Origin of the sequence: Paenibacillus sp. FSL K6-1096 (genome assembly GCF_037977055.1) — a bacterium.
Taxonomy (GTDB): Bacteria; Bacillota; Bacilli; order Paenibacillales; family Paenibacillaceae; genus Paenibacillus_AQ.
This window is the reverse complement of record NZ_CP150274.1, coordinates 4,391,378-4,416,663: the sequence shown is the minus strand read 5'-3', so window position 1 is coordinate 4,416,663 and position 25,286 is coordinate 4,391,378. Positions and strand designations below refer to the sequence as shown.

The window sequence follows — 25,286 nt, the reverse complement described above, 5'->3', positions numbered from 1 at the left end:
AAAACCCGCCATCAACCGGCAATAACTGCCTTTCTTCCGTTCAATGTGACTCTGCCGTCAGCAATCGCGGCGACAACCTCCGGATACAGCGCATATTCCACCTGATGGATGCGCTCCGCCAGCGATTCGGCGGTATCCTCAGGCTGGACCTCAACGCTGCGCTGGGCAATAACCGGTCCGGTATCCATGCCTCCATCGACAAAATGCACCGTAACCCCCGTCAGCTTCACGCCGTAGTCCAGCGCCTGGCCGATAGCGTCCTTCCCGGCAAAGGCCGGCAGCAGCGACGGGTGGATGTTAACGATCCGGCCCACATAAGGTTCCAGCAGCACCGGCGAGATCAGCCGCATGTAGCCGGCCAGCACCACCAGTCCGATGTCCCGGCGCTGCAGCTCGGCTACGATAGCCGCCTCATACTGCTCCCGGCCCGCGAAGTCCTTCGGCCTCAGCAGCAGGGAGGGAATTCCGGCCTCCTCTGCCCGCTGTGCAACAGGCGCTTCCGGCTTGTCCGAGACCAGCAGCTCGATGCGGCCTGCCCCGAGCCGTCCTTCCCGCTGCGCCTGCACCAGTGCGGCGAAATTGCTGCCCTGCCCGGAGGCAAATACAGCGATCCGGCTCTGCGCCATCAGACTTCAGCTCCTGTGAAGGTCACCTTGCGTTCCCCTCCGGTAACTGTACCGATCACATAAGCTTCTTCACCGCTGGCCTTGAGCAGCTCCAGCGCACGCTCTCCGTCTGCTTCCGCCACGACCAATACAAGACCAATCCCCATATTGAAGGTGGTGAACATGTCGTGGTTGCTGACATTCCCCTTGCTCTGCATCAGGCTGAACACCGGCTGGATCGGCCAGGAGCCGTACTGGATCTCTACATTCACATTCTCCGGCAATACGCGCGGGATGTTCTCAATGAATCCGCCGCCGGTAATATGGGCCATGCCCTTGACCGTAAGCTGCTCCAGCAGGGCCAGAAGCGGCTTCACATAAATCTTAGTCGGCGCCAGCAGAACGTCCGCCAGCGGAGCGCCCAGCTCCGGCAGAACCTCGTCCAGACCGTAGCCGCCATTCTCCAGCAGCAGCTTGCGCACCAGCGAGAAGCCGTTGCTGTGAATTCCGCTGGAGGCCAGGCCGATCACGGTGTCTCCGGGAGCGATGTCCGCGCCGGTTACCAGCTTCGCCTTGTCGGCTACCCCTACGGTGAATCCGGCGATATCATATTCGCCGGCCGCATACATACCCGGCATCTCAGCTGTCTCGCCGCCGATCAGCGCGCAGCCTGCCTGGTGGCAGCCTTCGGCGATCCCAGAGACAATGGCCTCAATCTTCTCGGGCACAACCTTATCGCAAGCCAGATAATCGAGGAAGAACAGCGGCTCTGCGCCTTGCACCACGATATCATTCACACACATCGCCACCGCATCGATGCCAATCGTGTCGTGGCGGTCAGCGGCGAACGCCAGCTTCAGCTTCGTTCCCACGCCATCCGTTCCCGAGACCAGAACCGGCTCCTCGTATTTGTCCTTGTTCAGGCCAAACAGCGCGCCGAATCCGCCCAGCTCCGTCATTACCTCCGGACGGTACGTGCGCTTCACATGCTTCTTCATGCGTTCTACCGCTTCATTGCCAGCCGCAATATCCACTCCGGCGTTTTTATAAGCTTCCGACACTTGGGGGCACCTCATTTCAATTATTTTGGGCGCGGGGTTCGGGGCGGCAGGGGTTAACCCCCTGCCGCAAGCCGAAGGTTCCGCGCCTTGCACAGCATGGTTTCGGCGCTGCGGGCGAAGCCCAGCGCCTCCAAGACGATCCTTTAGGGGGACTCCCCGCCTAACAGGAACACCCGTCCTTCTCTTCCCCGCCGAAATCCACCTGCGTCGGGTAGTCATTATCGAAGCAGGACAGGCACAGGCCGCCCTTATAGTCGTCGCTATTATAACCGCCGATGGACTGGATCAGTCCCTCCGGGGAGAGGAAGGCCAGGGAATCGGCATTGATCTCCTCGCACATCTCTTCGATCGACTTGTAGGAGGCAATCAGCTCCCGGCGGTCCGGGGTATCGATGCCGTAGAAGCACGGATTCTTGAACGGCGGCGATGTAATCCGCACGTGAACCTCGACCGCTCCGGCCTCGCGCAGCAGGTTGACGATCCGGCGCGAGGTCGTGCCGCGCACGATGGAGTCGTCAATCATCACCACGCGCTGGCCTTCGACAACGCGGCGCACGGCGCTCAGCTTCATTTTCACGCCTTGCTCGCGCAGCTCCTGGCTGGGCTGGATGAAGGTACGCCCGGTATATTTGTTCTTGATCAGCCCCAGCTCATAGGGGATGCCCGTCTGCTCGGCATAGCCGATGGCGGCGGAGATGCTGGAATCCGGCACGCCGGTGACAATGTCGGCGTCGACGAAGGATTCGAGCGCCATCCGGCTGCCCATCCGCTTGCGCGCGGAGTGCAGATTGGAGCCGTTCAGGTCGCTGTCCGGGCGGGCGAAGTAGATGTATTCCATGGCGCACAGCGCTTTGCGCTTAGGCTCGGCGAAGCGGTCCTCGCGGAAGCCGTTCTCATCAAGCACCAGCAGCTCGCCGGGCTCGATATCACGCACCAGCTCAGCGCCGATGACTTCAAGCGCGCACGACTCGGAAGCGAAGACATAAGCCTCGCCCAGCCGGCCCATAACAAGCGGACGCAGGCCGTGGGTATCTGAAGCGACAATCAGCTTGTCATTGGTCATCAGGAGGAACGCGAAGCCGCCGACAAGCTGCGACAGGGCATCCTTCGTCGCCTCGACAAAATCCTTCTGCGAACGCGCAATCAGATGCGCCAGCACCTCGGTGTCGCTGGTGGTCTGGAAGATGGAGCCGCTCTGCTCCAGCTGCTTGCGGATGAGCGGCTCGTTAACGATGTTGCCGTTCGTGGCAATCGCCAGATCGCCGTCACGGTATTTGAAGACCAGCGGCTGCGCATTGGTTAGCCGGCTGTCTCCGCTGGTGGAGTAGCGTACATGCCCGATGGACATGTCCCCGACCAGCGAAGCAATCTTGTCCTTGTCGAACACTTCCTTCACCAGGCCCATGCCGCGGTGATAGTTGAAGTCGCGTCCGTCCGCCACGCAGATGCCCGCGCTTTCTTCCCCCCGATGCTGCAGGGCGTGCAGCCCATAGTAGGACATGGAAGCAGCCTCCGGGTGTCCGAAGACCCCGAAGACGCCGCATTCTTCTTTTAACGTGTCAAAAATATCGCCCGAGCCTGTTCCCTCATTGTAAAAGTCGCCGGTCCACAGTACAGGGGCTTCCTGCTTGTTCCCGGTCTTCATTTCATAAGACATGGAATAGCATCCTCCCACACGGTCTTGAGTTCACTAACGGCTTCATCCAGCGCAGCCGCACCGTCCAGCGCCACCCGCAGGCGGTCTCCGCCGACGGTTCCGATGATGGCTACAGGTACGTCATAAGCAGCAATTGCTGCCTTCAGTTCCTCCGCACGGCCAGGGGCCGCAGTCAGAAGAATGCGGGATTGGCTCTCGCTGAACAGCGCCACATCCGGGCGCAGTCCGCCGGCAGACAGCTCAACATTTGCGCCGATACCGCCGCTGATGCAGCTCTCGGCGAGTGCACCGGCCAGACCGCCCTCGGAGAGGTCATGCGCCGAGCGTACCAGACCGCCGCGGATTGCCGCGAGCACGGCATCCAGCAGCTTGCGCTCGGTAGCCAGGTCCAGCTCCGGCGGACGGCCTTCGGTCAAGCCGTGCACGGCATACTGGAATTCACTGCCGCCCAGCTCCGCCTTCGTCACGCCCAGCAGCAGAATAGCATCGCCCTCCTGCTTAAACGCCTGAGTGGTAATATGATCGGTATCTTCAACCAGTCCCACCATGCCGACAACCGGCGTCGGGTAGATGGCTCCGGTAGCATTCTCATTATACAAGCTGACGTTACCGCCGATGACCGGTGTATCCAGCACCCGGCAGGCTTCTGCCATACCGTCTACGGCCCGTTCCATCTGCCAGAAGATCTCCGGCTTCTCCGGGCTGCCGAAGTTCAGGTTATCCGTAATCGCCAGCGGCTGGGCACCGGAGCAGACAATGTTGCGCGCCGCTTCGCTGACCGCAATCCGTCCGCCCACTTCAGGGTCCAGGTAGACATAACGTCCGTTGCAGTCCGTCGTCATCGCCAGGCCCTTGCGGGTGCCTTGGATGGTAACCACTGCCGCATCGGACCCCGGACGAACCGCCGTGCTGGTGCGGACCATGTAATCGTATTGGTTGTATACCCATGCTTTGCTTGCTACGCTAGGCGATCCCAGCACGGTGCGCAGCGCGCCGCCCAGATCGGTGACCTCTTCATAGCGAAGCGTGTCAACCGCTGCATTCTCCTCGTAGTAGGCAGGAACGGCTGAGGGCTTTTTGTAGATAGGACATTCATCCACCAGCGCCTTCACCGGCATATCGCCAACCACTTCACCGTGATGGAACAGCTTCAGGCGGCCGTCATCCGTCACCTTGCCGACCTTGCGGCAGATCACGCCCCAGCGGTCGAAGATTTCCTGGGCCTGCGCCTCATCCTTAGGCTCCACCACGAACAGCATCCGCTCCTGGGACTCAGAGAGCATCATCTCATACGGCGTCATGCCTTCCTCGCGCTGCGGCACCAGATCCAGATACAGCTCCAGACCGTTGCCCGCCTTGCTCGCCATCTCCGCACTGGAGCAGGTCAGTCCGGCTGCGCCCATATCCTGAATCCCCAGCACGATGCCGCTGTCGATCAGCTCCAGACACGATTCCATGACCAGCTTCTCCATGAACGGATCGCCGACCTGTACTGCCGTCTTCTTGGCTTCCGATTCCTCACTAAGCTCCACAGAGGCAAAGGTCGCCCCGTGAATCCCGTCACGCCCGGTAGGCGGACCTACGTAGAATACGGGGTTGCCTACGCCTTTGGCGACACCGCGCTGGATTTTGTCATGATCGATCAGACCGACACACATCGCGTTCACCAGCGGATTGCCGTCATAGCTGTTGTCGAACATAATCTCGCCGCCGACTGTCGGAATCCCGATACAGTTCCCGTAGCCTGCAATCCCGGATACGACATGCTCGAACAGATATTTGACCCGGTCACTCTCAAGCTTGCCGAAGCGCAGAGAGTTCAGCAGCGCCACCGGTCTTGCCCCCATGGAGAAAATATCGCGGATAATCCCCCCCACCCCGGTAGCCGCGCCCTGATAAGGCTCTACGGCTGAGGGATGGTTGTGGCTTTCGATTTTGAACACTACGGCCTGATTGTCTCCGATATCTACGATGCCCGCGCCTTCGCCCGGTCCCATCAGCACCTTCGGCCCGCTTGTCGGGAACCGGCTCAGCAGCGGCTTGGAATTCTTATATGCACAGTGCTCAGACCACATCACGCTGAACACACCGATTTCTGTATAGTTGGGCTTACGTCCCATGAAGGAGGTAATGAGCTCATATTCGCTGTCTGACACACCGAACTGACTGTAGATTTTCTGCTCCGCGATCTGCTCTGCGGTCGGCTCCTTAGCGGATACTTGCTGCGTCATAACGATCCCTCCATGTCTTAAGAATGGATGTGAACATCCGTTTGCCGTCTTCTGAACCGAGCAGGCTATTAACCGCGCGTTCCGGGTGAGGCATCATCCCGACGACATTGCCCGCCCTATTACTGATTCCGGCAATATCGGCTACCGAGCCGTTCGGGTTATCGCTGTAGGTGAACACAATCTGGTTGTTGGCCTGAAGGCCTGCCAGTGTCTCTTCATCACAATAGTAGTTGCCTTCGCCATGCGCGATAGGAATAACGATCTCTTCATCCTTCGCATAGTCAATCGTAAACGGGGTTGTGTTATTAACGACCTTAAGCACCGTGTCATGACAACGGAACTTCATCGACATATTGCGGCGCAGTGCGCCCGGCAGGAGGCCCGCTTCGGTCAGAATCTGGAACCCGTTGCAGATGCCCAGCACGAACTTGCCCTGCTCTGCCGCCTTAGCCACTTCAGCCATCACCGGAGCGAACCGGGAGATTGCGCCGCAGCGCAGATAGTCACCATAAGAGAAGCCGCCCGGCACGAGAATGCAGTCATAGGCCGACAGATCTGTCGCCGTATGCCATACATAATCCACCGATTCGCCGAGGCTTTCTTCTACTGCCTTGTAGCAGTCGATGTCACAATTGGAGCCCGGAAAGACAAGTACCGCAAATTTCATGACTGTTAGTCCTCCAATTCGTAGCGGTAATCCTCGATCACCGTGTTAGCCAGCAGCTTCTCGCACATGTCCTTCAGGCGTCCTTCCGCTTCAGCGCGGTTATCGGTATCGAGCGTCAGCTCCATATACTTGCCGATCCGCAGACTTTCTACTTCCTGGAATCCTACGGAGTGCAGGGCACCCTGCACGGCAACTCCCTGAGGGTCGAGCACGCTTTTCTTGATGGTGACGTAGACTGTCGCTTTTAACATACGCTTGTAGTTCCTCCTAGAATTTAATGAACTGAACTTGGCTTAATCTGAAAAGTAACACTAACCTGCGCTTACGGTTGATTGAGACTATAACTTTAATTGGGACTGAAGCTTTAACTGTATTCTGTACATCTAAAAATCCAGTTTTACAGGAAAACCACTACGGTAGTTGTATTTCGTACAGCTAAATTTCGTTATAGCCGTGTATTTAAGAGCTTTTGCCTATCTTAGTTGTACCAAGTACATTTAAACCGCTTTTTCAAGCTTCTTAAACCCATTTAGTTGTATGGAGTGCAATTAACACGTTATGACGGTTCCGCTGAAGCAAATCCCCTTTTATAAGGACTTCCCGGTGAGACGGTGGTAGATATCCAGATACCGGCGGCTTGTCTCCTCTACCACCTCAGGGGGCAGCGGGTCCGGCGTGCTGTTCTTATCCCATGAGGAAGCGGCGAGGTACGCCCGCACCGGCTCCTTATCCATGCTGTCAATCTCGATGTCCAGTGCGTATTTATCCTTAGCCCAGAAGCGGGAAGCATCCGGTGTAAAAATCTCATCGATCAGTATCACCTTACCGTCCAGCAGCCCGAATTCGAACTTGCAATCGGCGAGGATGATGCCGCGTTCTTCACAATAGGCTCTGGCAAAAGCGAACAGCTTCAGGCTCTTCTCCTTAAGCTCAAGCGCAAGCTCTGCGCCAATCAGCTCCTGCATCCGTTCAAACGGAATGTCTTCGTCGTGACCGACATCATTTTTGGCCGCCGGGGTGAAAATCGGCTCCGCCAGCACCGCATTCTTCCGCAGTCCCTTGGGCAGCTCAATCCCGTTCACCTGTCCGGTCTCCTGATACTGCCGCCAGCCGCCGCCTGTAATGCAGCCGCGTACCACGCATTCAATATCAATCCGCTCGGCTTTGCGGACCACCATAATGCGGTTTCTCAAGGCTTCGCGGTCCTTCGCGATATCCCCGAGCTTGTCTACATCAATATGAACGACATGGTTCTCTATCAGATCATTAGTTTGCCCGAACCAGAAGGCGCTGAGCCGGTTCAGCACATTGCCCTTGTCCGGCACCGCCGGGTCCAGCACATAATCGAATGCGGAGATCCGGTCCGTTACAACGATCAGCACCTCATCCCCCAAATCATACAGCTCACGAACCTTGCCTTTGTAGAGCAGCGGTGCATTTACAAGTTCCACGGCAGTGGATACGGCCGTTGATGTCATGACCTTTCCTCCCTTGAACGAATGATCTTGCTATAATTTCTCCTTCGGGTTAATAGGGTCCCAGAAAAAAATCAAATCAGCTCCAGCTTGCGGAAGATGGTGTCCACATGCTTCAGATGCCAGGAAGGATTGAACGCATCCGCGATCTCTTCCGGGCTAAGCACGGAGGTGATCTCCGGGGTAGCTTCCACAATGTCACGGAACTGGGTCTGCTGCTCCCAGGCCTGCATCGCGCGCGGCTGCACGGTATCGTACGCCTGCTCGCGACTGAAGCCCTTGTCGATCAGCTTCGTCAGAATGCGGCCGGAGAACGGAACACCGAAGGTGCGTTCCATGTTGCGCTTCATATTTTCCGGGAACACGGTCAGGTTCTTCACGATATTGCCGAAGCGGTTCAGCATATAGTTCAGCAGCATGGTCGCATCCGGCAGGATAATCCGCTCTACGGAAGAATGTGAGATATCACGCTCATGCCACAGCGGCACGTTCTCGTAGGCCGTCATCATATGCCCGCGGATCACGCGCGACAGGCCGGAGATATTCTCGCAGCCGATCGGGTTGCGCTTGTGCGGCATGGCGGACGAACCCTTTTGACCCTTGGCAAAAGCCTCCTCCACCTCACGGATCTCACTCTTCTGCAGCGCGCGGATCTCGGTAGCGAATTTGTCCAGGGAAGTGGCAATCAGCGCCAGCGCCGCCATATACTCCGCGTGACGGTCACGCTGCAGGGTCTGCGTAGAGATCGGAGCGGGGCTGGTGCCCAGCTTGCGGCAGACGAATTCTTCCACGAACGGGTCGATGTTGGCATAGGTGCCGACCGCCCCGGAGATTTTGCCGAACTGCACGCCGTTGGCCGCATGGCGGAAACGCTCCAGGTTACGCTTCATTTCCTCGTACCACAGCGCCATCTTCAGTCCGAACGTGGTTGGCTCCGCATGTACGCCATGGGTGCGGCCCATCATTGGAGTATCCTTATAGGCAACGGCTTTGTCCTTCAGAATCTCAATGAAGCGCAGAATATCCTGCTCCAGAATCTCGTTGGCCTGCCGCAGCAGATAACCAAGCGCCGTGTCGACCACATCTGTCGAGGTCAAGCCGTAGTGCACCCATTTGCGCTCCGCGCCCAGGCTCTCGGATACCGCACGGGTAAAAGCGATCACGTCATGGCGGGTCTCCAGTTCAATCTCATCAATCCGCGCGATGTCGAATTTGGCATCCTTGCGCAGCTTCGCGGCATCCTCATGCGGGATGACTCCCAGCTCGGCCCACGCTTCGCAGGCGCATAGCTCAACCTCCAGCCACGCGTTGAATTTATTCTCTTCGGTCCAAATGGCCCGCATCTCAGGTCTGCTGTAACGTTCGATCATAGCTTGTCAGTTCCTCCAAAGGTTAGTTTGCTCCACCCAGGACAATGCATCACTGGCGTCCTTGCAGAGCAGGTTGATGTGGCCCATTTTGCGGCCGGTTTTGCTCTCGGTCTTGCCGTATATATGAAGCTTGGGAGCTACTCCAAGCCGGTTTGCTTCTTCATCCGCGCGGCAAGCCGCCTGAATGGCTCCCTCCAGATGCTGTCCAAGCACATTCACCATCACTACCGGAGTCAGCAGCGAGGTGTCACCCAGCGGCAGATTGCAGATGGCCCGCACATGCTGCTCGAACTGCGAGGTAACGCAGGCGTCCATCGTGTAATGCCCGGAGTTATGCGGACGCGGGGCCAGCTCATTGACGAACAGCTCTCCGTCCTCCGTCACGAACATCTCTACCGCCAGCAGTCCGACCGCATTCATGCCGGAGACAATCCGCTCAGCCAGCTCGCAGGCCCGCTGCTGAATCTCCTCCGGCACCCTCGCCGGCACAATGGAGAGATGCAGAATATTGTCCACGTGAATGTTCTCGGCCGGTGGGAAGCTCTTGACCTCCCCCGATGCGCTGCGGGCGGCAACCACCGAAATCTCGCACTGGAAGGCGATGAATTTCTCCAGCACCAGCTCCGGCGCTTGAGTGCCCGGCGCGACCTGCCGGAACGCTGCGGCCAGCTCCTCCGGCCTGCGGATGACGGCTTGCCCTTTGCCGTCATACCCCCCTGTGGCGGTCTTCAGCACACAGGGCAGGCCCAGCCCGGCAACTGCGGCTTCCAGCTCCGCCAGGCTGCCGACCTTGCGGTACGGGGCAACGGGCACGCCGGCTGCCTCGATCGCCGCCTTCTCGCGCAGCCGGTGCTGTGTCGTATACAGCAGCGCGCTGCCCTGGGGCACGTACGATTCCTCCGCCAGGAGCGCGGCTACGCCCGCGTCCACGTTCTCGAATTCGTACGTGATGACGTCGGAGCGCCGCGCCAGCTCACGCGCGGCGTCCCTGTCGTTGTATGCCGCTGTAATCTGCGGCGTAACCTGCCCGCAGGGCGCATCCTTTGCCGGGTCCAGCGCCACGAAGCGGTAGCCCATGGCGCTGCCCGCGAGCGCCATCATGCGCCCGAGCTGCCCGCCGCCGAGCACACCGATCGTCGCGCCGGGCAGCAGCGTCTTCGCCTGCTCCGCTCCAGCGCCCGCCTCAGCAACGCGCCCCATGCCACCGGCGTTCATCTCCTCCGGCCTCATAGGCTCTCGCTGCTTTCCAGCACCTCGCGCTGAGTCGCCTCGCGCCGCCGCTGTACTCTTCCTGCCACCTCCGGCTCAAAAGCGCCGATGATCTGCGCCGCCAGCAGCCCGGCATTCACCGCTCCGGCACGGCCGATGGCTACCGTGGCTACCGGCACACCCGCCGGCATTTGAACAATCGACAGCAGCGAGTCCATGCCGTTCAGCGCCTTCGACTGCACAGGGACGCCGATCACCGGCAGGGTGGTTTTGGCGGCCACCATACCCGGCAGATGCGCAGCGCCGCCCGCCCCGGCGATAATGACCCGCAGGCCGCGCTCCGCTGCTTCCTCGGCGTAACGGAACATCAGGTCCGGCGTGCGGTGCGCGGAGACCACCTTTTTCTCATAAGACACGCCCAGTTCCTCAAGCACCGCACACGTATGTTCCATCGTTTCGTAATCCGACTTGCTGCCCATAATGACACCTACTTGCACAGACATCGTTCACCCAGCCCTTCATTGTAATTGATAGTGATGTCCTTCATCCTCTATCTTGAGCTATTTCTCTATAGTTTTCCATAATTCGCACAAAAAAAGCCCGAATTCCAAACGCATACCTGCGGGAAATTCGGACTGCGGAGGAGATGAAAGACATTTTTCGCACACCCGGCAAAAAGTGACACGAAATAGGACAGCACCCCCTCTTCCGGATCAACCGCAAGCGATGCCGCCTTTCTTGTCTTTCCTGTCCCCGTAGTCCGGAAATTTACGGTTCCCGGGTAGAAACTTCCGGGCCCTATTCCCGGATATATACGAGCGCTTCATGCTCTCAGTTTAACAACCCCCTACACTGTATGTCAACTTAAACACGAACATTAAGATATTTTCCAGATTGAACGTTCGCTTTTTAGCGAAATCCCTTGCTTTTATTCCAAAATTTATCGGCCAGAGCAGAACAAAATTACTCTAATGGGTGAATGATGTTGATTGTCTCAACTGACATCCGGCTCATGCATCTTAGCCGCCAAGCCAAATGTAGTCGGTTTTTCGATTACATTCGGCCCGCATGCCTCAGCACGAGCCCAGTTACCCTTCCCAATCAACAAAAACAGCGGTCCTCCACAAGAGAGAGCCGCTGCCCGTACAAGTAAGATCTATTATTTAACAACCAGCACCGGTATCCGCGCACTTTGCACGACATTGTGGCTGACGCTGCCCAGCACGAACTCCCGGATACCGCCAAGTCCGCGGCTGCCGATGACGATCACATCCGCGCCCTGCTCCTTGGCATAACTCAGAATGACCTCGGCCGGCGAGCCCTGCAGCAATTCCACTGTAGCGTTCAGACCCTCAGCCTCCAGCCGCCCTTTCACTTCTTCGGTTGTCTGGACTGCAAGGTCATAATAATCCTTGTTCACAGATGCAGGCAGAGGCGCGAGAGCTTCCCCGATGAAGAACCGCGGGAATTCAAAAGCGTGAACGACGTACAGGGCGGACCCCGGCGTTACCTTAGCCAGCTCAATCGCGCGCTCCAACGCCTGGTTGGAAGCCTTGGAACCGTCATAGGCAAGCAGAATTTTAGAGAATAACATATACGCCACCTCTTTCTATTAAGTATGACCCATTCTACAAGAGATTCATCGCAAAAAATACCCATACAGCAGCATATTCAGCAGCAGCAGCAGCGGAATTCCGAGTCTGAAGGAAGTATGCCTGGTCTTGTGGCGCCTGCGGTACATGGCAATCAGCACACCCAATGCCCCGCCCATGAACGCCAGCAGGAACAGTGTCTTCTCCGGCACGCGGTCCCGCCTCTTCCGGGCCCTGTCCTTGTCCTCCGACATCACCACATACCCGATTACGTTAATAATCAGGAACCACAGCACAACAACCTTGACCATCCTTCCCGGCCCCTCCTCCTGACATCCTGTCTACTCTCTATTATATTACCCATTGCGGCAAAAAACCAATAATCCCGCATCACCGGCCCGCGCCCTGCCGTTTCATTCTGCTCTGTTTCCCGGAAGCCCCGGCCTCTCTGATCCAGACCCAGGACAATAGCGCAGCCAGCCCTGCCGCCACAGCCCCCAGCCAGAAGCCGCCGCGCAGACCGTACCCCGCACTCATCCATCCGGCCACAAACGGACCGCCTGACATGCCGATCGCATATACCGCCTGATAAAAGCCCATGGCCGTCGCCCGTTTGAACGGTGCTACCCCTGAGACGGATTTGCCCAGCAAGAGCGGGAAGATCAGGCCCTGCATGAAGCCGTTCCCGATCTGGGTCGCACATAACGCTGCAAGTGTCGGCATCGACGGAATAAGCAGCGTGAACACCGCACTCCCGGCAAAACCGAGCACCAGCGTTCCCCGGTCACCCAGCCATCTGCCGAACAGGCGCGAGCCATACAGTGTCGCAACCGCATGAGGCAGCATAAAAGCCAGCGTCAGCCAGCCCAGGCTCTCCTTGCTCGCTCCAATATACAGTGCCTGGTTCGGCGTGTATCCAAACATCGTAATGAACAGCACACAATGGGCCAGCACGGACAGCAGCGATACCCGGACCAGCAGCGGTTCTTTGACCACGCCGGCCAGGTCTTTGAGCTGAATCGCGTTCCGCTTCTCCAGCTGTTGCTCCGGAAGCCGGAAGGCCAGCAGCAATGCGCCCGCAGCCACAATCCCCCCGACGATAAACGGCGTGTTCCAGCCCCAGTGCTCAACCATATACCCGCTGATCATCATGCTCGTCAATTGGGCAATCACGGTGGTGAACTGGAGCATGCCCATGGCCCGCCCAGCCTCTTCTTTCGGAAAATACCCCGCGAACATCACCGAGTACACCACCCACGCGGAAGCGGCAATCCCTGAGACTGCTCGGGCCGCCAGCGCCCAGCCTGGGTGTGCACCGGCCAGGAACAGCAGGCAGCTTGCTCCGCTGGCGATTAGCCCCAGATAGATAAACGGCCGCCGCCGGTTCATCATATCCGAGCCGATGCCGATCGGCAGCCGGAACAGAATCTGCATCAGGCCGTAGACCCCCAGAACCGCACCTACCATTACATAAGAAGCTCCCAGATGCTCCACATACGGAGACAATACCGGAACATAGATATAAGACGAGAACCAGAACAGAAAGACAATTCCCAAAAAGTAAAACCGGCTGCTCCCCAGTCTGCCCCGAGCCTCTGCCGGTGTGATTTCATCCCCTAGCCGTTCAACCGCTGCCAATTCATCACCTGCTCCACTATAGTTGAAGGGACCGGATTAATTGCTCATTCCTCCGATCCCTTGATTTCCTTCACGGCCAATCGACCTGCTTCAGGATTACTTCCCCTTCTGCTTCGCTTCCATCGCTGCCTTCAGCAGATCGCCAAGATTGTTGCCGGCACTCTCCGTCTTGCTGTACTGCTGCACCAGCTTCTGCTGCTCGCGCTTGTTGATGTGCTTGTGATCCTTATCGATGGTCTCCGTAATTCCGCAGCCCAGGCACTGCACATACTTCCCGGCCTTGCCTTCCTTCAGCTCCATCTTCTTATGGCACTGCGGGCAGCGCCGGTTCGACAGCTGCTTCTCGCCCGCGCGGGTATAGCCGCAGTCCTCCTTCGGACAGACCAGCAGCTTGCCGCGTTTGGTCTTCTTCTCTAACATCCTTGTTCCACACTCCGGACAATGGCTGTTAGAGACATTATGCGGCTTGTATTCCGCACCGCTGCTCTTCACCCCGGATACCAGCTCCTGCGCCATACTGCGGATTCCCTGCAGAAAAGGCTCCGGACGCCCCTGCCCGCGCGCGATTTTCTCCAGCTCCGCTTCCCAGCGCGCCGTCAGCTCCGGTGTGCGCAGCTGGCTGGATACCAGCCCAATTAATTGCTTGCCTTTGCCGGTCGGATGCAGAGAATTGCCCTGCCGCTCAATCGTATCCGAGCTGACCAGCTTCTCGATAATATCGGCCCGGGTGGCCGGTGTGCCCAGCCCGTGCTTCTCCATCTGCGTCAGCAGCGAAGCTTCATTATAACGCTTCGGCGGCTGCGTCCGTCCGGGCTTAATGATGCAGCGCTCCACCTTCACGCGGTCGCCTTCCCGCAGCTCCGGCAGCTTCACACTGCCTGCTGCCGGCTCGTCACTCTCATTATCCTCATCCTCGTTTGAACTCATGTCCCCGCCGTATACCTCACGCCAGCCGGCATCTTTGACGGTCGTTCCTTTGACATGGAGGCTCTCTCCCTCCACGTTCACAGTCACCGCCACTGCATCATAGCGGGCCGGAGGATAGAACAGCGAGATGAACCTCCGCACGATGAGATCGTACAGCTTCCGTTCCTCCGTACTAAGCTGATTGAGCAGCACCGTCTGCTCTGTCGGAATAATCGCATGGTGATCGCTGACCTTGCTGTCATCGACAATCCGCTTCGTGATCGGCAGCGGCTTGCGCAGCAAAGGCCGGGCCAGTGTGGCATACGGACCGACGGCTACGCTGTCGAGCCGTTCTTTTAGCGTACCGGTCATATCGGCGGTCAGATAACGGCTATCCGTGCGCGGATAAGTGACCAGCTTATGCTGCTCATACAGCTTCTGGAGCACACTGGAGGTCTGCTTGGCCGAGAAGCCGAATTTACGGTTGGCATCCCGCTGCAGCTCGGTCAGGTCATAGGCCAGCGGATGAGGCTCGCTTTTCTCACTCTTTTGGACCTTGGTAATCCTCCCGCTGCGGCCTGTAAGCTTATCCTTGAGAACCCCCGTCTTCTCCCTGTCAAAAATCCGCCCATCTCCGCCCTGCGCCCGCCAGCCCGCCTGGAAGCTCCCGAAATCCGCCGTCAGCAGGTCGTATTCCTGGGAACGGAAGCCGGTAATCTCATTCTCCCGGTCCATAATCATCCCCAGCGTCGGTGTCTGCACACGACCTGCCGAGAGCGGCGCGCCGAACTTGCAGGTTAACGCCCGCGTTACATTCAGCCCGATCATCCAATCCGCCTCTGCACGGCAGCGGGCAGATTCATACAGCCGGTCGAACTCCCGTCCGGGCCGCAGCGAAGCGAAGCCCTCCTTAATCGCCTTATCCGTCTGCGAAGAGATCCACAGGCGCCGGAACGGCTTTTTCCAACCGGCCATATTCATGATCCAGCGGGCCAGCAGCTCCCCCTCACGGGCCGCGTCCGTGGCTACCACCAGCTCTTCAATATCCTGCCGCTTCATCAGCTGCTGCACCGCCTTGTATTGCTGGCTCGTCTCGCGCAGCACCTTCAGCTTGGCCTTGTCCGGGAGAATCGGCAGATCCTCCAGCGCCCAGGTTGCATATTTATTGTTATAGTCCTCCGGCTCCGCCAGGCCAACCAGATGCCCCAGCGCCCAGGTCACCACATATTTCGGACCTTCCATATAACTCTTCTGCTTATTTCCGCAGCCCAGCACCCTCGCAATCTCCCGGGCCACCGATGGCTTCTCCGCCAGTACCAGTACCTTCATCCTTCTCCCCCTTCTCCAATCAACAACCTATTATACCATGAGATAAAAGTCCGCAAATATCGTCAGGCTGAATTCCCTTCACTTCAGATAGACTATAATCATCCCGTAGCCGAAAGGAGTCACAGCCAATGCCCGCCTCAGAATCGTATAATATTATATCAGTAGGTGTAGTAACCGGAACACCGCAGAACCTGCACCTCAAGATTAAGCCCGAATACAGACCTGCCCTCAAGGGGTTGGATGCGTTCAGCCACTGCCAGATCCTATGGTGGATTCATGAGTTTGCAGATGATAGCTTAAGGGGGACTACACAGATCGAGCCTCCCTATAATGCCCCGGTGAGCGGTGTCTTTGCGACACGTTCTCCCGTCCGTCCTAACCCGATTGGGCTTACAGTTGCGCGCATTATATCTGTAGACCTTGAGCAGGGGATTGTTGAAGTCAGCGGACTGGATGCCTATCCCGGAACGCCCGTGCTTGATATAAAGGCTTATTTCCCTTCAACGGACCGTGTTCGTCAGGTTAGAGTGCCTGAATGGGCCGCCTCATGGGGGGAGTGGACAGTAGAGTAGACCATACAGGGAGAGGATTCCATGAAGAACAGTCAGCTTATTCTGCAGGCCATTGATTATATTGAGTCGAATCTTAGGCAGCCACTGTCTGTTCTGACCCTTTCCAGAGAGTCCGGTTATTCCCTGTACCACTTCATCCGCCTGTTTCAGGGGGTGACTGGGTTCACGCCGGGCGATTATATGGCAAGACGGAGGATTTCCGAAGCAGCGCGGGATATTCTAAGCAGGCCACAGAGGACTTTTCATGACATTTCACTGGATTATTCTTACAATGATTACGAGACCTTCACCCGGGCCTTCAAAAGATTGCTGCACACCACACCCACCGAGGTCCGCCATAAGTCTAACCCGGATATCCCCCTGCTACTTCATCGTATACAACCAATAGATCTGCCATACTGGTCCAACCAGATGGGTGCCACACCTGACCTCGTTGACCTGGGCGAAATTAAGCTTCAGGGACCATTTATTACCGTTACACAAGATCAGTCGGTCATCGGGGCTGCATGGGCTCAGCTATTCAGCAGCCTTTCTGACATCCCGAACCGTAAACTACCGGAACAATATTACCAGCTAGGCTATTGGCCGGATAACTATGAGGATAACGGGATCTCATTTCACATTGCCTGTGAGCTGGATAATTCAACAACGGTTCATACAGGCAACCTCCTTCCTACCCGCATTCTGCCGCCAGCGCGTTATCTCAGATTTAAGCATAAAGGACCATCCGCAGAAGTTTCTGCCACCTACAAATATATCTATGGCGCTTTTCTGCCCAGAACCGAGTACCGCCTGAACCTTTCATATGAATTTGAATACTACGGCAAAGAGTACCTCGGACCCGATCACCCAAACTCCATAAGTGAAATCTACATTCCCTTAACCCTTCTTTAATCAGCAGAAAAAGCCCGCATCTGCATAACAGATGCGGACTAGACTCAGTCTATTTTGTTTCCTCTTGTCCTCATTCAAGGAATCGTTATAGTGGTCTCAAGATCCTTATGATAAGTTTTCACCGGCTTCCCGTCAGCATCCAGCAAGAGTTTCGGCTCATTATCGAGAGTCATTGTATACGGTCTGACCGTAATCGTCTTAGGGACTTGCGGGAAGGTATTATAGAGATTATCCACGATAGGATGCTGAACTCCCTTCATCATGGCATAACCGATACCCTTTGGACCAATCACATGACCAGCATCATCCACAAGCTCATAGAATACCTCAGTTGGACCGTATTCTCCCGTCTGCTCCGGTGACGCAGGTACTTCCCCGTCACTGGTTATCACTAACCTCATGGCAGCAGGTGTGATGTCCAGACTCTTCACTTTATAATGGAAGGAGCCTTTGCTGGCCCCCTGGCCCGGAGTAAGGTTGATGATGCCCTCTGCCAGCTTCTTCACCGTGACCTCGAACTCAAACGGCTCGGCGATCTGGGCAACCGGCACGCGGATATTCACCTTGAATTCGTCTCCCAAGGTTGAAGTATTGTGCAGTTCTCTGAGTTCCAGGAGAAGGGTATTAGGTTGCCCTTGTACGTCACCTGTGGAAGAGGAACCGTAACCCAAGGGCTCCCCGGAGGCCAGTGTTACTTCGGGTAATCCCAGCAATCCTTTCGTCGATTGATCGAATTCATGGGTTTTATAATTCGTAATCTCCGCCAACACCCGCTCATCCGCAACGCCGCTTCTTTCAAAGCCGATGGCCAGCTGAATCCCGTCATAAAATACCTCCGTAACACTTAGCGTCACGCCATCCTTGGTAACGCTCATGTTAGGTGATGTTGTGAGGCCCTGTTCCGCCGCTAATTTCAGTCCCGGGTTCTCCGTGTGCTTGAATATACTGCTGAAGACAGGAATTTGACTCAAGGTCTCGGCCCAAGCAGGGGAGATGAACCCTGCAGTTATCATACCTAACCCTATCACTACAGCTATACTTGCGGCTGCTAATGTCTTTTTAAGCAATTTATTTCCTCCTCTAGTTTCCAAATGTTCAATACGGTTCATAATCTGCTCATTATAACTGTCTACCGGAAGCTGGACTTTTCGGAAATTGCTGCGAATATGCTCCAGCACCTGCTGCTCAGTTTGATTTTGCCACTTCTCCATGAGCGCATCCTCCTCCTTCATCCGCTTTTTGCTGGATAAGTTTTTTACGGAGCCGTTCATACTTTTTGCGCAGCGCCGCCGAACTGCTTCCGGTAATCATGGCAATCTCTTCAAAGCTGTATTGTTCAATCACCCGCAGGATTAATAAGCCCCGCTCTTCCGGATTAAGGTCCTCAAACATCCGGTCCACTGGAGACTCCTCCGGTAATGTTTGCTGATGCGGCACCAGCTGTAATTTATACAGGGACAACAACCTGCTACGGCGCTTACGCCTGCGAAGCTGGTCCAGGCAATGATGATAAGCTACCTTATACAGCCAGGCCGAAAAAGAAACCCGCCGCTCATAACGCTTAAGCTGCTGATATACCTTAACGAATATGTCCTGAACAGCATCCTCTGCTTCTTCATGGCTCCTTAAGAAATAGTAGCAATACGTATAGATCTGCCTTTCAAACGCAGTGATTATAGTAGTGAAAGCCTGCCTGTCACCTGCTTGTACCTCTTGAATAGCTTCTTCCATCTTGATTGGATTCAATGGGCCCCCGGGGTTGCCTAGCTCCAAAAGAATCACCTCCATTTTCCTTTTACACCTGTATAACGAATGCCGGCTGTGTATTTGTGACATATAAGGAAATAGCCGATTATCAAAATAACCCCACAAAGTGGGGCTTTAGCGTAGGTGTTGACTCAGGTACTTTGCGGGGACCCCAAAACATATAAATTCAAAAAAGACAGTCCCCTGGATAAGGGCAACTGCCTTTACTTTATCTTATCTAAATTCGTTTAACCGATAGTAACCGGTCTCTTCAACTTCAGGCAAGCCTCAAAATACACCCGGCCCCCGCCTTCCCCCCGGACATACACTCCCGCTTCGGTCAATGGGGAACGCAAAATGGTAATCTCGTCACCATACTGGGCTTCCTGGGCATACGTAATATGCAGGCCGGTAAACTCCAGCGCTTCCCATTCCTCCAGTGTCAGCGCATCGCAGCACAGATCCACATAGCGCGCATTATTAAGATGTCTGTTGTTATCCAAGCCGCTGTATCTCACCTGATAACGGTAGGCTTCCTGCAAAGTAAGCTCAGGCGGGATCACTACTTTGTCAGGATGGTCTCCCACCGAATCGTCCAGATAAGGCTCCACTGTTATCGGAAGGGCCGACGGACGCAAAATCTTCCGCTTAGCGATATCCACCAGCGCCCAGATCGAGCGTGCAGAGGCAAGCTCTGCAGACTGGCTGTCAAAAATACGGTAATCCCGCTGCCAGAGTGCCCCTTTGTTGCCTTTGCTCCAGGTATGTACACGAAGCTGCTCCCCCTGCAAGGGTTCACGCTGAAGATTCAGATCCATGGTAATGACCATCCAGCCCATCCCGGCTTTAAGCATCCCTTCATTGCTGAGTCCAAGACTGCTCACTGCCGAATCCGCGGCGCGCTGCATAATATCGAGTAAGAAGGATAACCTTCCCTTCGAACGGAAATCAGTATCGCTGGCATGAATCCTGAATTCCTCTGTCCACAAAAGCTGGCTCTGCTTGTCCATAACCATACACTCCTTTGCATATCTATCCCCAATTTCCAGTATCTATCCACATTATTGTACCGGATATCCACATCGATTGGGGAGAAGTATAAAATAATCAAAATCTATCCACATGTGCATAACTATTCTTCGCCTTGAATTTCCTACACTCTTCACACATACTGTCCACAGTATACAAAAAGACCACTGTCGACTAATCAACAGTGGTCTTGTGTGCTTGGCGGCGTCCTACTCTCCCAGGACCCTTCGGTCCAAGTACCATCGGCGCTGGAAGGCTTAACGGTCGTGTTCGGGATGGGTACGCGTGGAACCCTTCCGCTATCGCCACCAAACATGATTTTTCGAAGCCTACGCTTCTCGAAATCGCTACAGAAAATATCAAACCATCGGTTTAACTTCCTGCCAGGCTTAATCGCCTGAAAACTGAATCCGAAACGAATCATGCATTTTAGTGGTTTTGGATAAGCCCTCGACCGATTAGTATTGGTCAGCTCCATGCATTGCTGCACTTCCACCTCCAACCTATCTACCTCGTCGTCTTCAAGGGGTCTTACATGTTGGGAAATCTCATCTTGAGGGGGGCTTCACGCTTAGATGCTTTCAGCGCTTATCCCGTCCGTACGTAGCTACCCAGCCATGCTCCTGGCGGAACAACTGGTGCACCAGCGGTACGTCCATCCCGGTCCTCTCGTACTAAGGACAGCTCCTCTCAAATTTCCTGCGCCCACGACAGATAGGGACCGAACTGTCTCACGACGTTCTGAACCCAGCTCGCGTACCGCTTTAATGGGCGAACAGCCCAACCCTTGGGACCTACTTCAGCCCCAGGATGCGATGAGCCGACATCGAGGTGCCAAACCTCCCCGTCGATGTGGACTCTTGGGGGAGATAAGCCTGTTATCCCCAGGGTAGCTTTTATCCGTTGAGCGATGGCCCTTCCATGCGGTACCACCGGATCACTAAGTCCGACTTTCGTCCCTGCTCGACTTGTAGGTCTCGCAGTCAAGCTCCCTTCTGCCTTTGCACTCTTCGAATGATTTCCAACCATTCTGAGGGAACCTTTGAACGCCTCCGTTACTCTTTAGGAGGCGACCGCCCCAGTCAAACTGCCCGCCTGACACGGTCCCCGTACCCGCTTAGGGTACCAGGTTAGAACCTAGATACGATCAGGGTGGTATCCCAACGGCGCCTCCAGCGAAGCTTGCGCTCCGCTTTCCACGGCTCCCACCTATCCTGTACAGATCGTACCCAAATTCAATATCAAGCTGCAGTAAAGCTCCATGGGGTCTTTCCGTCTTGTCGCGGGTAACCTGCATCTTCACAGGTATTAAAATTTCACCGGATCTCTCGTTGAGACAGCGCCCAAGTCGTTACGCCATTCGTGCGGGTCAGAATTTACCTGACAAGGAATTTCGCTACCTTAGGACCGTTATAGTTACGGCCGCCGTTTACTGGGGCTTCGGTTCATAGCTTCGGGTTACCCCTAACCACTCCCCTTAACCTTCCAGCACCGGGCAGGCGTCAGCCCGTATACTTCGCCTTGCGGCTTCGCACAGACCTGTGTTTTTGCTAAACAGTCGCTTGGGCCTTTTCACTGCGGCCCCCTCGGGCTATTCACCCTACCGAGGCACCCCTTCTCCCGAAGTTACGGGGTCATTTTGCCGAGTTCCTTAACGAGAGTTCTTCCGCGCGCCTTAGAATTCTCTTCTCGCCTACCTGTGTCGGTTTGCGGTACGGGCACCTTCTCCTGACTAGAGGCTTTTCTTGGCAGTGTGAGATCATGACCTTCGCTACTGTAATTTTCGCTCCCCATCACAGCCCAGCCTTATGATGTGCGGATTTGCCTGCACACCAGCCTCACTGCTTAGACGGACATCCATCAGTCCGCGTCACTACCCTCCTGCGTCACCCCATCGCTCATAGCGGATTACGGTGGTACAGTAATTTCAAACTGTTGTCCTTCGACTACGCCTGTCGGCCTCGCCTTAGGTCCCGACTTACCCTGAGCGGACGAGCCTTCCTCAGGAAACCTTGGGCTTTCGGCGGATCAGATTCTCACTGATCTTTTCGTTACTCATACCGGCATTCTCACTTGTATGCTGTCCAGCGCTCCTTACGGTACACCTTCAACCCACATACAACGCTCCCCTACCCCTGATGCAAAGCATCAAGCCATAGCTTCGGTGGTGTGTTTAGCCCCGTTACATTTTCGGCGCAGAGTCACTCGACCAGTGAGCTATTACGCACTCTTTCAATGGTGGCTGCTTCTAAGCCAACATCCTGGTTGTCTGTGCAACTCCACATCCTTTCCCACTTAACACACACTTGGGGACCTTAGCTGATGGTCTGGGCTGTTTCCCTTTTGACAATGGATCTTAGCACTCACTGTCTGACTCCCGGCAAGAAGTAAGTGGCATTCGGAGTTTGACTGAGCTTGGTAACCCTTGCGGGCCCCGCACCCAATCAGTGCTCTACCTCCACCACTCCATTCACCGAGGCTAGCCCTAAAGCTATTTCGGGGAGAACCAGCTATCTCCGAGTTCGATTGGAATTTCTCCGCTACCCCCACCTCATCCCCGCACTTTTCAACGTACGTGGGTTCGGGCCTCCAGTGCGTGTTACCGCACCTTCACCCTGGACAGGGGTAGATCACACGGTTTCGGGTCTACGCCCACATACTCAGTCGCCCTATTCAGACTCGCTTTCGCTGCGGCTCCGGCTTCTCACCTTAACCTTGCATGTTGAACGTAACTCGCCGGTTCATTCTACAAAAGGCACGCCATCATCCATATAGAGGACTCTGACTTTTTGTAAGCACACGGTTTCAGGTTCTATTTCACTCCCCTTCCGGGGTGCTTTTCACCTTTCCCTCACGGTACTGATTCACTATCGGTCGCCAGGTAGTATTTAGCCTTAGCAGATGGTCCTGCCAGATTCATACGGGGTTTCACGTGCCCCGCACTACTCGGGATCCGTCTCGGAGGGAACACAGTTTGGGCTACAGGGCTTTTACCTCTATCGCGGGCCTTTCCAGACCTCTTCGCCTACCATATTCCTTTGTAACTCCATGTGAGACGTCCCACAACCCCAAGGGGCAAGCCCCTTGGTTTAGGCTGTTCCGCGTTCGCTCGCCGCTACTGACGGAATCACTATTGTTTTCTCTTCCTCAGGGTACTTAGATGTTTCAGTTCCCCTGGTCTGCCTCTGCGTATCCTATGTATTCAGATACGAGTAACTGTGCATTACCACAGCTGGGTTTCCCCATTCGGACACCCCCGGATCAAAGCTTGCTTACAGCTCCCCGAGGCAGTTTCGTTGTTCGCCACGTCCTTCGTCGGCTCCTGGCGCCTAGGCATCCTCCGTGTGCTCTTAGTAGCTTAACCAATCGCTCCGGTATTGGCTTATTTGCTCATCTTGTTTTGAATAGCGCATACGGATAAATCCGCCCGCTGGAATATTCAAAGCCAAAGGTCGCTCACAATCCAAAACCTTCACTTAGTATAACTAAAAACTTCAAACTTGTTTACACAAGTTCAGCTTAAAGGAATGTTCTAAAACGCAAATTCGTTTCGGTATCCAGTTTTCAAGGATCAAGTTGTAGTCTGAAACGTTTAACGGCACTTTCGTGATCGTCCAAACCTTTCAGAAACTGAGAGCTTAAACTCTCAAAACTGACCAACGAGTGAGTAACTAGCCGACCGGCTAGATTTCAAATTTGAATGTTTCCGTTGCAGGAAACGATTCTCCATAGAAAGGAGGTGATCCAGCCGCACCTTCCGATACGGCTACCTTGTTACGACTTCACCCCAATCATCTACCCCACCTTCGGCGGCTGGCTCCCTTGCGGGTTACCCCACCGACTTCGGGTGTTGTAAACTCTCGTGGTGTGACGGGCGGTGTGTACAAGACCCGGGAACGTATTCACCGCGGCATGCTGATCCGCGATTACTAGCAATTCCGACTTCATGCAGGCGAGTTGCAGCCTGCAATCCGAACTGAGACCGGCTTTGCTGGGATTGGCTCCACCTCGCGGCTTCGCTTCCCGTTGTACCGGCCATTGTAGTACGTGTGTAGCCCAGGTCATAAGGGGCATGATGATTTGACGTCATCCCCACCTTCCTCCGGTTTGTCACCGGCAGTCACTCTAGAGTGCCCAGCTCTACCTGCTGGCAACTAAAGTCAAGGGTTGCGCTCGTTGCGGGACTTAACCCAACATCTCACGACACGAGCTGACGACAACCATGCACCACCTGTCTCAACTTTCCCCGAAGGGCACCTGATGCATCTCTGCTTCGTTAGTTGGATGTCAAGACCTGGTAAGGTTCTTCGCGTTGCTTCGAATTAAACCACATACTCCACTGCTTGTGCGGGTCCCCGTCAATTCCTTTGAGTTTCAGTCTTGCGACCGTACTCCCCAGGCGGAGTGCTTACTGTGTTAACTTCGGCACCAAGGGTATCGAAACCCCTAACACCTAGCACTCATCGTTTACGGCGTGGACTACCAGGGTATCTAATCCTGTTTGCTCCCCACGCTTTCGCGCCTCAGCGTCAGTTACAGCCCAGAAAGTCGCCTTCGCCACTGGTGTTCCTCCACATCTCTACGCATTTCACCGCTACACGTGGAATTCCACTTTCCTCTTCTGTACTCAAGCCACCCAGTTTCCAGTGCGACCCCAGGTTGAGCCCAAGGTTTAAACACCAGACTTAAATAGCCGCCTGCGCGCGCTTTACGCCCAATAATTCCGGACAACGCTTGCCCCCTACGTATTACCGCGGCTGCTGGCACGTAGTTAGCCGGGGCTTTCTTCTCAGGTACCGTCACTCCGGCAGCAGTTACTCTACCGGACGTTCTTCCCTGGCAACAGAGCTTTACGATCCGAAAACCTTCATCACTCACGCGGCGTTGCTCCGTCAGGCTGTCGCCCATTGCGGAAGATTCCCTACTGCTGCCTCCCGTAGGAGTCTGGGCCGTGTCTCAGTCCCAGTGTGGCCGTTCACCCTCTCAGGTCGGCTACGCATCGTCGCCTTGGTGGGCCGTTACCCCGCCAACTAGCTAATGCGCCGCAGGCCCATCCCCAAGCGGCAGATTGCTCCGCCTTTCATTCTTCCCTCAGGAGAGGAAAGAGATTATCCGGTATTAGCTACCGTTTCCGGTAGTTATCCCAGTCTTAGGGGCAGGTTGCCTACGTGTTACTCACCCGTCCGCCGCTAAGCCAAGTTGGAAGCAAGCTTCCAACAAGACTCCGCTCGACTTGCATGTATTAGGCACGCCGCCAGCGTTCGTCCTGAGCCAGGATCAAACTCTCCAATTAGTATTGAAAAGA

The 25,286-nt window shown here is 55.6% G+C and carries 19 protein-coding genes, 3 rRNA genes and 1 riboswitch; of the genes, 2 read left to right on the top strand and 20 right to left on the bottom strand.

From position 1 onward, the window contains the following. Positions 1 to 11: 11 nt before the first annotated feature. The 14 genes from purN to MHI24_RS19570 form a co-directional block, all read right to left on the bottom strand. A complete protein-coding gene (purN, locus tag MHI24_RS19635) occupies positions 12 to 626 on the bottom strand; it encodes a phosphoribosylglycinamide formyltransferase (RefSeq protein ID WP_340021205.1) in 615 nt (204 codons plus the stop codon). Then, on the bottom strand, positions 626 to 1,666 hold the full coding sequence (gene purM / locus MHI24_RS19630; RefSeq protein ID WP_340021204.1) for a phosphoribosylformylglycinamidine cyclo-ligase: 1,041 nt from the start codon (positions 1,664 to 1,666) through the stop codon (positions 626 to 628). Before purM ends, purN begins: the two co-directional genes overlap by 1 nt. Before the next feature lie 160 nt (positions 1,667 to 1,826). Beyond that, positions 1,827 to 3,323, bottom strand: coding sequence for an amidophosphoribosyltransferase (gene purF, locus MHI24_RS19625; protein ID WP_340021203.1), 1,497 nt, complete (start codon positions 3,321 to 3,323; stop codon positions 1,827 to 1,829). Continuing rightward, complete coding sequence (purL, locus tag MHI24_RS19620) at positions 3,308 to 5,554, bottom strand: phosphoribosylformylglycinamidine synthase subunit PurL (protein ID WP_340021202.1); 2,247 nt, start codon at positions 5,552 to 5,554, stop codon at positions 3,308 to 3,310. Before purL ends, purF begins: the two co-directional genes overlap by 16 nt. Further along, positions 5,532 to 6,221 (bottom strand): phosphoribosylformylglycinamidine synthase subunit PurQ, encoded by a 690-nt coding sequence (gene purQ, locus MHI24_RS19615; protein WP_340021201.1) that lies wholly within the window; start codon positions 6,219 to 6,221, stop codon positions 5,532 to 5,534. The genes purL and purQ overlap by 23 nt, the downstream gene beginning before the upstream one ends. 5 nt (positions 6,222 to 6,226) lie before the next feature. Next, positions 6,227 to 6,472 (bottom strand): phosphoribosylformylglycinamidine synthase subunit PurS, encoded by a 246-nt coding sequence (gene purS / locus MHI24_RS19610; RefSeq protein ID WP_039298247.1) that lies wholly within the window; start codon positions 6,470 to 6,472, stop codon positions 6,227 to 6,229. Between the two features lie 336 nt (positions 6,473 to 6,808). Continuing rightward, entirely contained in the window at positions 6,809 to 7,699 is an 891-nt protein-coding gene (locus tag MHI24_RS19605; protein WP_340021200.1) for a phosphoribosylaminoimidazolesuccinocarboxamide synthase, read from the bottom strand. Positions 7,700 to 7,770: 71 nt separating this feature from the next. After that, entirely contained in the window at positions 7,771 to 9,066 is a 1,296-nt protein-coding gene (purB, locus tag MHI24_RS19600) for an adenylosuccinate lyase (protein ID WP_340021199.1), read from the bottom strand. 6 nt (positions 9,067 to 9,072) lie between these two features. Further along, positions 9,073 to 10,266: a 5-(carboxyamino)imidazole ribonucleotide synthase gene (gene purK / locus MHI24_RS19595; protein ID WP_340026737.1), complete on the bottom strand. Its 1,194-nt coding sequence runs from the start codon at positions 10,264 to 10,266 to the stop codon at positions 9,073 to 9,075. A 26-nt stretch (positions 10,267 to 10,292) separates the two neighbouring features. Beyond that, the gene (purE, locus tag MHI24_RS19590; protein ID WP_340021198.1) at positions 10,293 to 10,778 is read right to left on the bottom strand and encodes a 5-(carboxyamino)imidazole ribonucleotide mutase; all 486 of its coding nucleotides are present in this window, start codon (positions 10,776 to 10,778) and stop codon (positions 10,293 to 10,295) included. Positions 10,779 to 11,011: 233 nt separating this feature from the next. Continuing rightward, positions 11,012 to 11,113: riboswitch (purine riboswitch) on the bottom strand. A gap of 321 nt (positions 11,114 to 11,434) precedes the next feature. Next, positions 11,435 to 11,869 (bottom strand): universal stress protein, encoded by a 435-nt coding sequence (locus MHI24_RS19585; protein ID WP_340021197.1) that lies wholly within the window; start codon positions 11,867 to 11,869, stop codon positions 11,435 to 11,437. Between the two features lie 45 nt (positions 11,870 to 11,914). Beyond that, on the bottom strand, positions 11,915 to 12,178 hold the full coding sequence (locus MHI24_RS19580; protein WP_238653877.1) for a DUF1294 domain-containing protein: 264 nt from the start codon (positions 12,176 to 12,178) through the stop codon (positions 11,915 to 11,917). 79 nt (positions 12,179 to 12,257) lie between these two features. Continuing rightward, entirely contained in the window at positions 12,258 to 13,505 is a 1,248-nt protein-coding gene (locus MHI24_RS19575; protein ID WP_340021196.1) for an MFS transporter, read from the bottom strand. A 96-nt stretch (positions 13,506 to 13,601) separates the two neighbouring features. Further along, positions 13,602 to 15,740 carry a DNA topoisomerase 3 gene (locus tag MHI24_RS19570; protein ID WP_340021194.1) on the bottom strand — a complete coding sequence of 713 codons (2,139 nt, stop codon included), beginning with the start codon at positions 15,738 to 15,740 and terminating at the stop codon, positions 13,602 to 13,604. 128 nt (positions 15,741 to 15,868) lie between these two features. Here MHI24_RS19570 and tsaA point away from each other — a divergent pair, with 128 nt between their 5' ends. Next, the gene (gene tsaA / locus MHI24_RS19565) at positions 15,869 to 16,312 is read left to right on the top strand and encodes a tRNA (N6-threonylcarbamoyladenosine(37)-N6)-methyltransferase TrmO (protein ID WP_340021193.1); all 444 of its coding nucleotides are present in this window, start codon (positions 15,869 to 15,871) and stop codon (positions 16,310 to 16,312) included. A gap of 21 nt (positions 16,313 to 16,333) precedes the next feature. Further along, positions 16,334 to 17,206 (top strand): AraC family transcriptional regulator, encoded by an 873-nt coding sequence (locus MHI24_RS19560; protein ID WP_340021192.1) that lies wholly within the window; start codon positions 16,334 to 16,336, stop codon positions 17,204 to 17,206. A gap of 74 nt (positions 17,207 to 17,280) precedes the next feature. Here MHI24_RS19560 and MHI24_RS19555 read toward each other — a convergent pair whose 3' ends face one another. From MHI24_RS19555 to MHI24_RS19530, 6 genes are all read right to left on the bottom strand, one after another. Beyond that, complete coding sequence (locus MHI24_RS19555) at positions 17,281 to 18,417, bottom strand: DUF4179 domain-containing protein (protein ID WP_340021191.1); 1,137 nt, start codon at positions 18,415 to 18,417, stop codon at positions 17,281 to 17,283. Then, a complete protein-coding gene (locus MHI24_RS19550; protein ID WP_340026736.1) occupies positions 18,392 to 18,988 on the bottom strand; it encodes an RNA polymerase sigma factor in 597 nt (198 codons plus the stop codon). Before MHI24_RS19550 ends, MHI24_RS19555 begins: the two co-directional genes overlap by 26 nt. Positions 18,989 to 19,200: 212 nt before the next feature. Further along, positions 19,201 to 19,962, bottom strand: a complete 762-nt coding sequence (locus tag MHI24_RS19545; RefSeq protein ID WP_340021190.1) for an acyl-ACP thioesterase domain-containing protein — start codon at positions 19,960 to 19,962, stop codon at positions 19,201 to 19,203. Between the two features lie 215 nt (positions 19,963 to 20,177). Next, positions 20,178 to 20,294: ribosomal RNA gene (gene rrf, locus MHI24_RS19540) — 5S ribosomal RNA — on the bottom strand. A gap of 125 nt (positions 20,295 to 20,419) precedes the next feature. Further along, positions 20,420 to 23,345: ribosomal RNA gene (locus tag MHI24_RS19535) — 23S ribosomal RNA — on the bottom strand. A gap of 368 nt (positions 23,346 to 23,713) precedes the next feature. Further along, a 16S ribosomal RNA gene (locus MHI24_RS19530) occupies positions 23,714 to 25,274 on the bottom strand. The 16S, 23S and 5S rRNA genes sit together here, the layout of an rRNA operon. Between the last annotated feature and the right edge of the window lie 12 nt (positions 25,275 to 25,286).

Bases quoted from the DNA above. Each gene is read 5' to 3' on its own strand.
- tsaA (WP_340021193.1), top strand. From the start codon at position 15,869: ATGCCCGCCTCAGAATCGTATAATATTATATCAGTAGGTGTAGTAACC.
- purQ (WP_340021201.1), bottom strand. From the start codon at position 6,221: ATGAAATTTGCGGTACTTGTCTTTCCGGGCTCCAATTGTGACATCGAC.
- MHI24_RS19605 (WP_340021200.1), bottom strand. From the start codon at position 7,699: ATGACATCAACGGCCGTATCCACTGCCGTGGAACTTGTAAATGCACCG.
- purF (WP_340021203.1), bottom strand. From the start codon at position 3,323: ATGTCTTATGAAATGAAGACCGGGAACAAGCAGGAAGCCCCTGTACTG.
- MHI24_RS19570 (WP_340021194.1), bottom strand. From the start codon at position 15,740: ATGAAGGTACTGGTACTGGCGGAGAAGCCATCGGTGGCCCGGGAGATT.
- MHI24_RS19585 (WP_340021197.1), bottom strand. From the start codon at position 11,869: ATGTTATTCTCTAAAATTCTGCTTGCCTATGACGGTTCCAAGGCTTCC.
- purL (WP_340021202.1), bottom strand. From the start codon at position 5,554: ATGACGCAGCAAGTATCCGCTAAGGAGCCGACCGCAGAGCAGATCGCG.
- purS (WP_039298247.1), bottom strand. From the start codon at position 6,472: ATGTTAAAAGCGACAGTCTACGTCACCATCAAGAAAAGCGTGCTCGAC.
- purK (WP_340026737.1), bottom strand. From the start codon at position 10,266: ATGGGGCGCGTTGCTGAGGCGGGCGCTGGAGCGGAGCAGGCGAAGACG.
- MHI24_RS19555 (WP_340021191.1), bottom strand. From the start codon at position 18,417: ATGGAGAAGTGGCAAAATCAAACTGAGCAGCAGGTGCTGGAGCATATT.
- purE (WP_340021198.1), bottom strand. From the start codon at position 10,778: ATGTCTGTGCAAGTAGGTGTCATTATGGGCAGCAAGTCGGATTACGAA.
- MHI24_RS19545 (WP_340021190.1), bottom strand. From the start codon at position 19,962: ATGGACAAGCAGAGCCAGCTTTTGTGGACAGAGGAATTCAGGATTCAT.
- MHI24_RS19580 (WP_238653877.1), bottom strand. From the start codon at position 12,178: ATGGTCAAGGTTGTTGTGCTGTGGTTCCTGATTATTAACGTAATCGGG.
- purN (WP_340021205.1), bottom strand. From the start codon at position 626: ATGGCGCAGAGCCGGATCGCTGTATTTGCCTCCGGGCAGGGCAGCAAT.
- MHI24_RS19560 (WP_340021192.1), top strand. From the start codon at position 16,334: ATGAAGAACAGTCAGCTTATTCTGCAGGCCATTGATTATATTGAGTCG.
- purB (WP_340021199.1), bottom strand. From the start codon at position 9,066: ATGATCGAACGTTACAGCAGACCTGAGATGCGGGCCATTTGGACCGAA.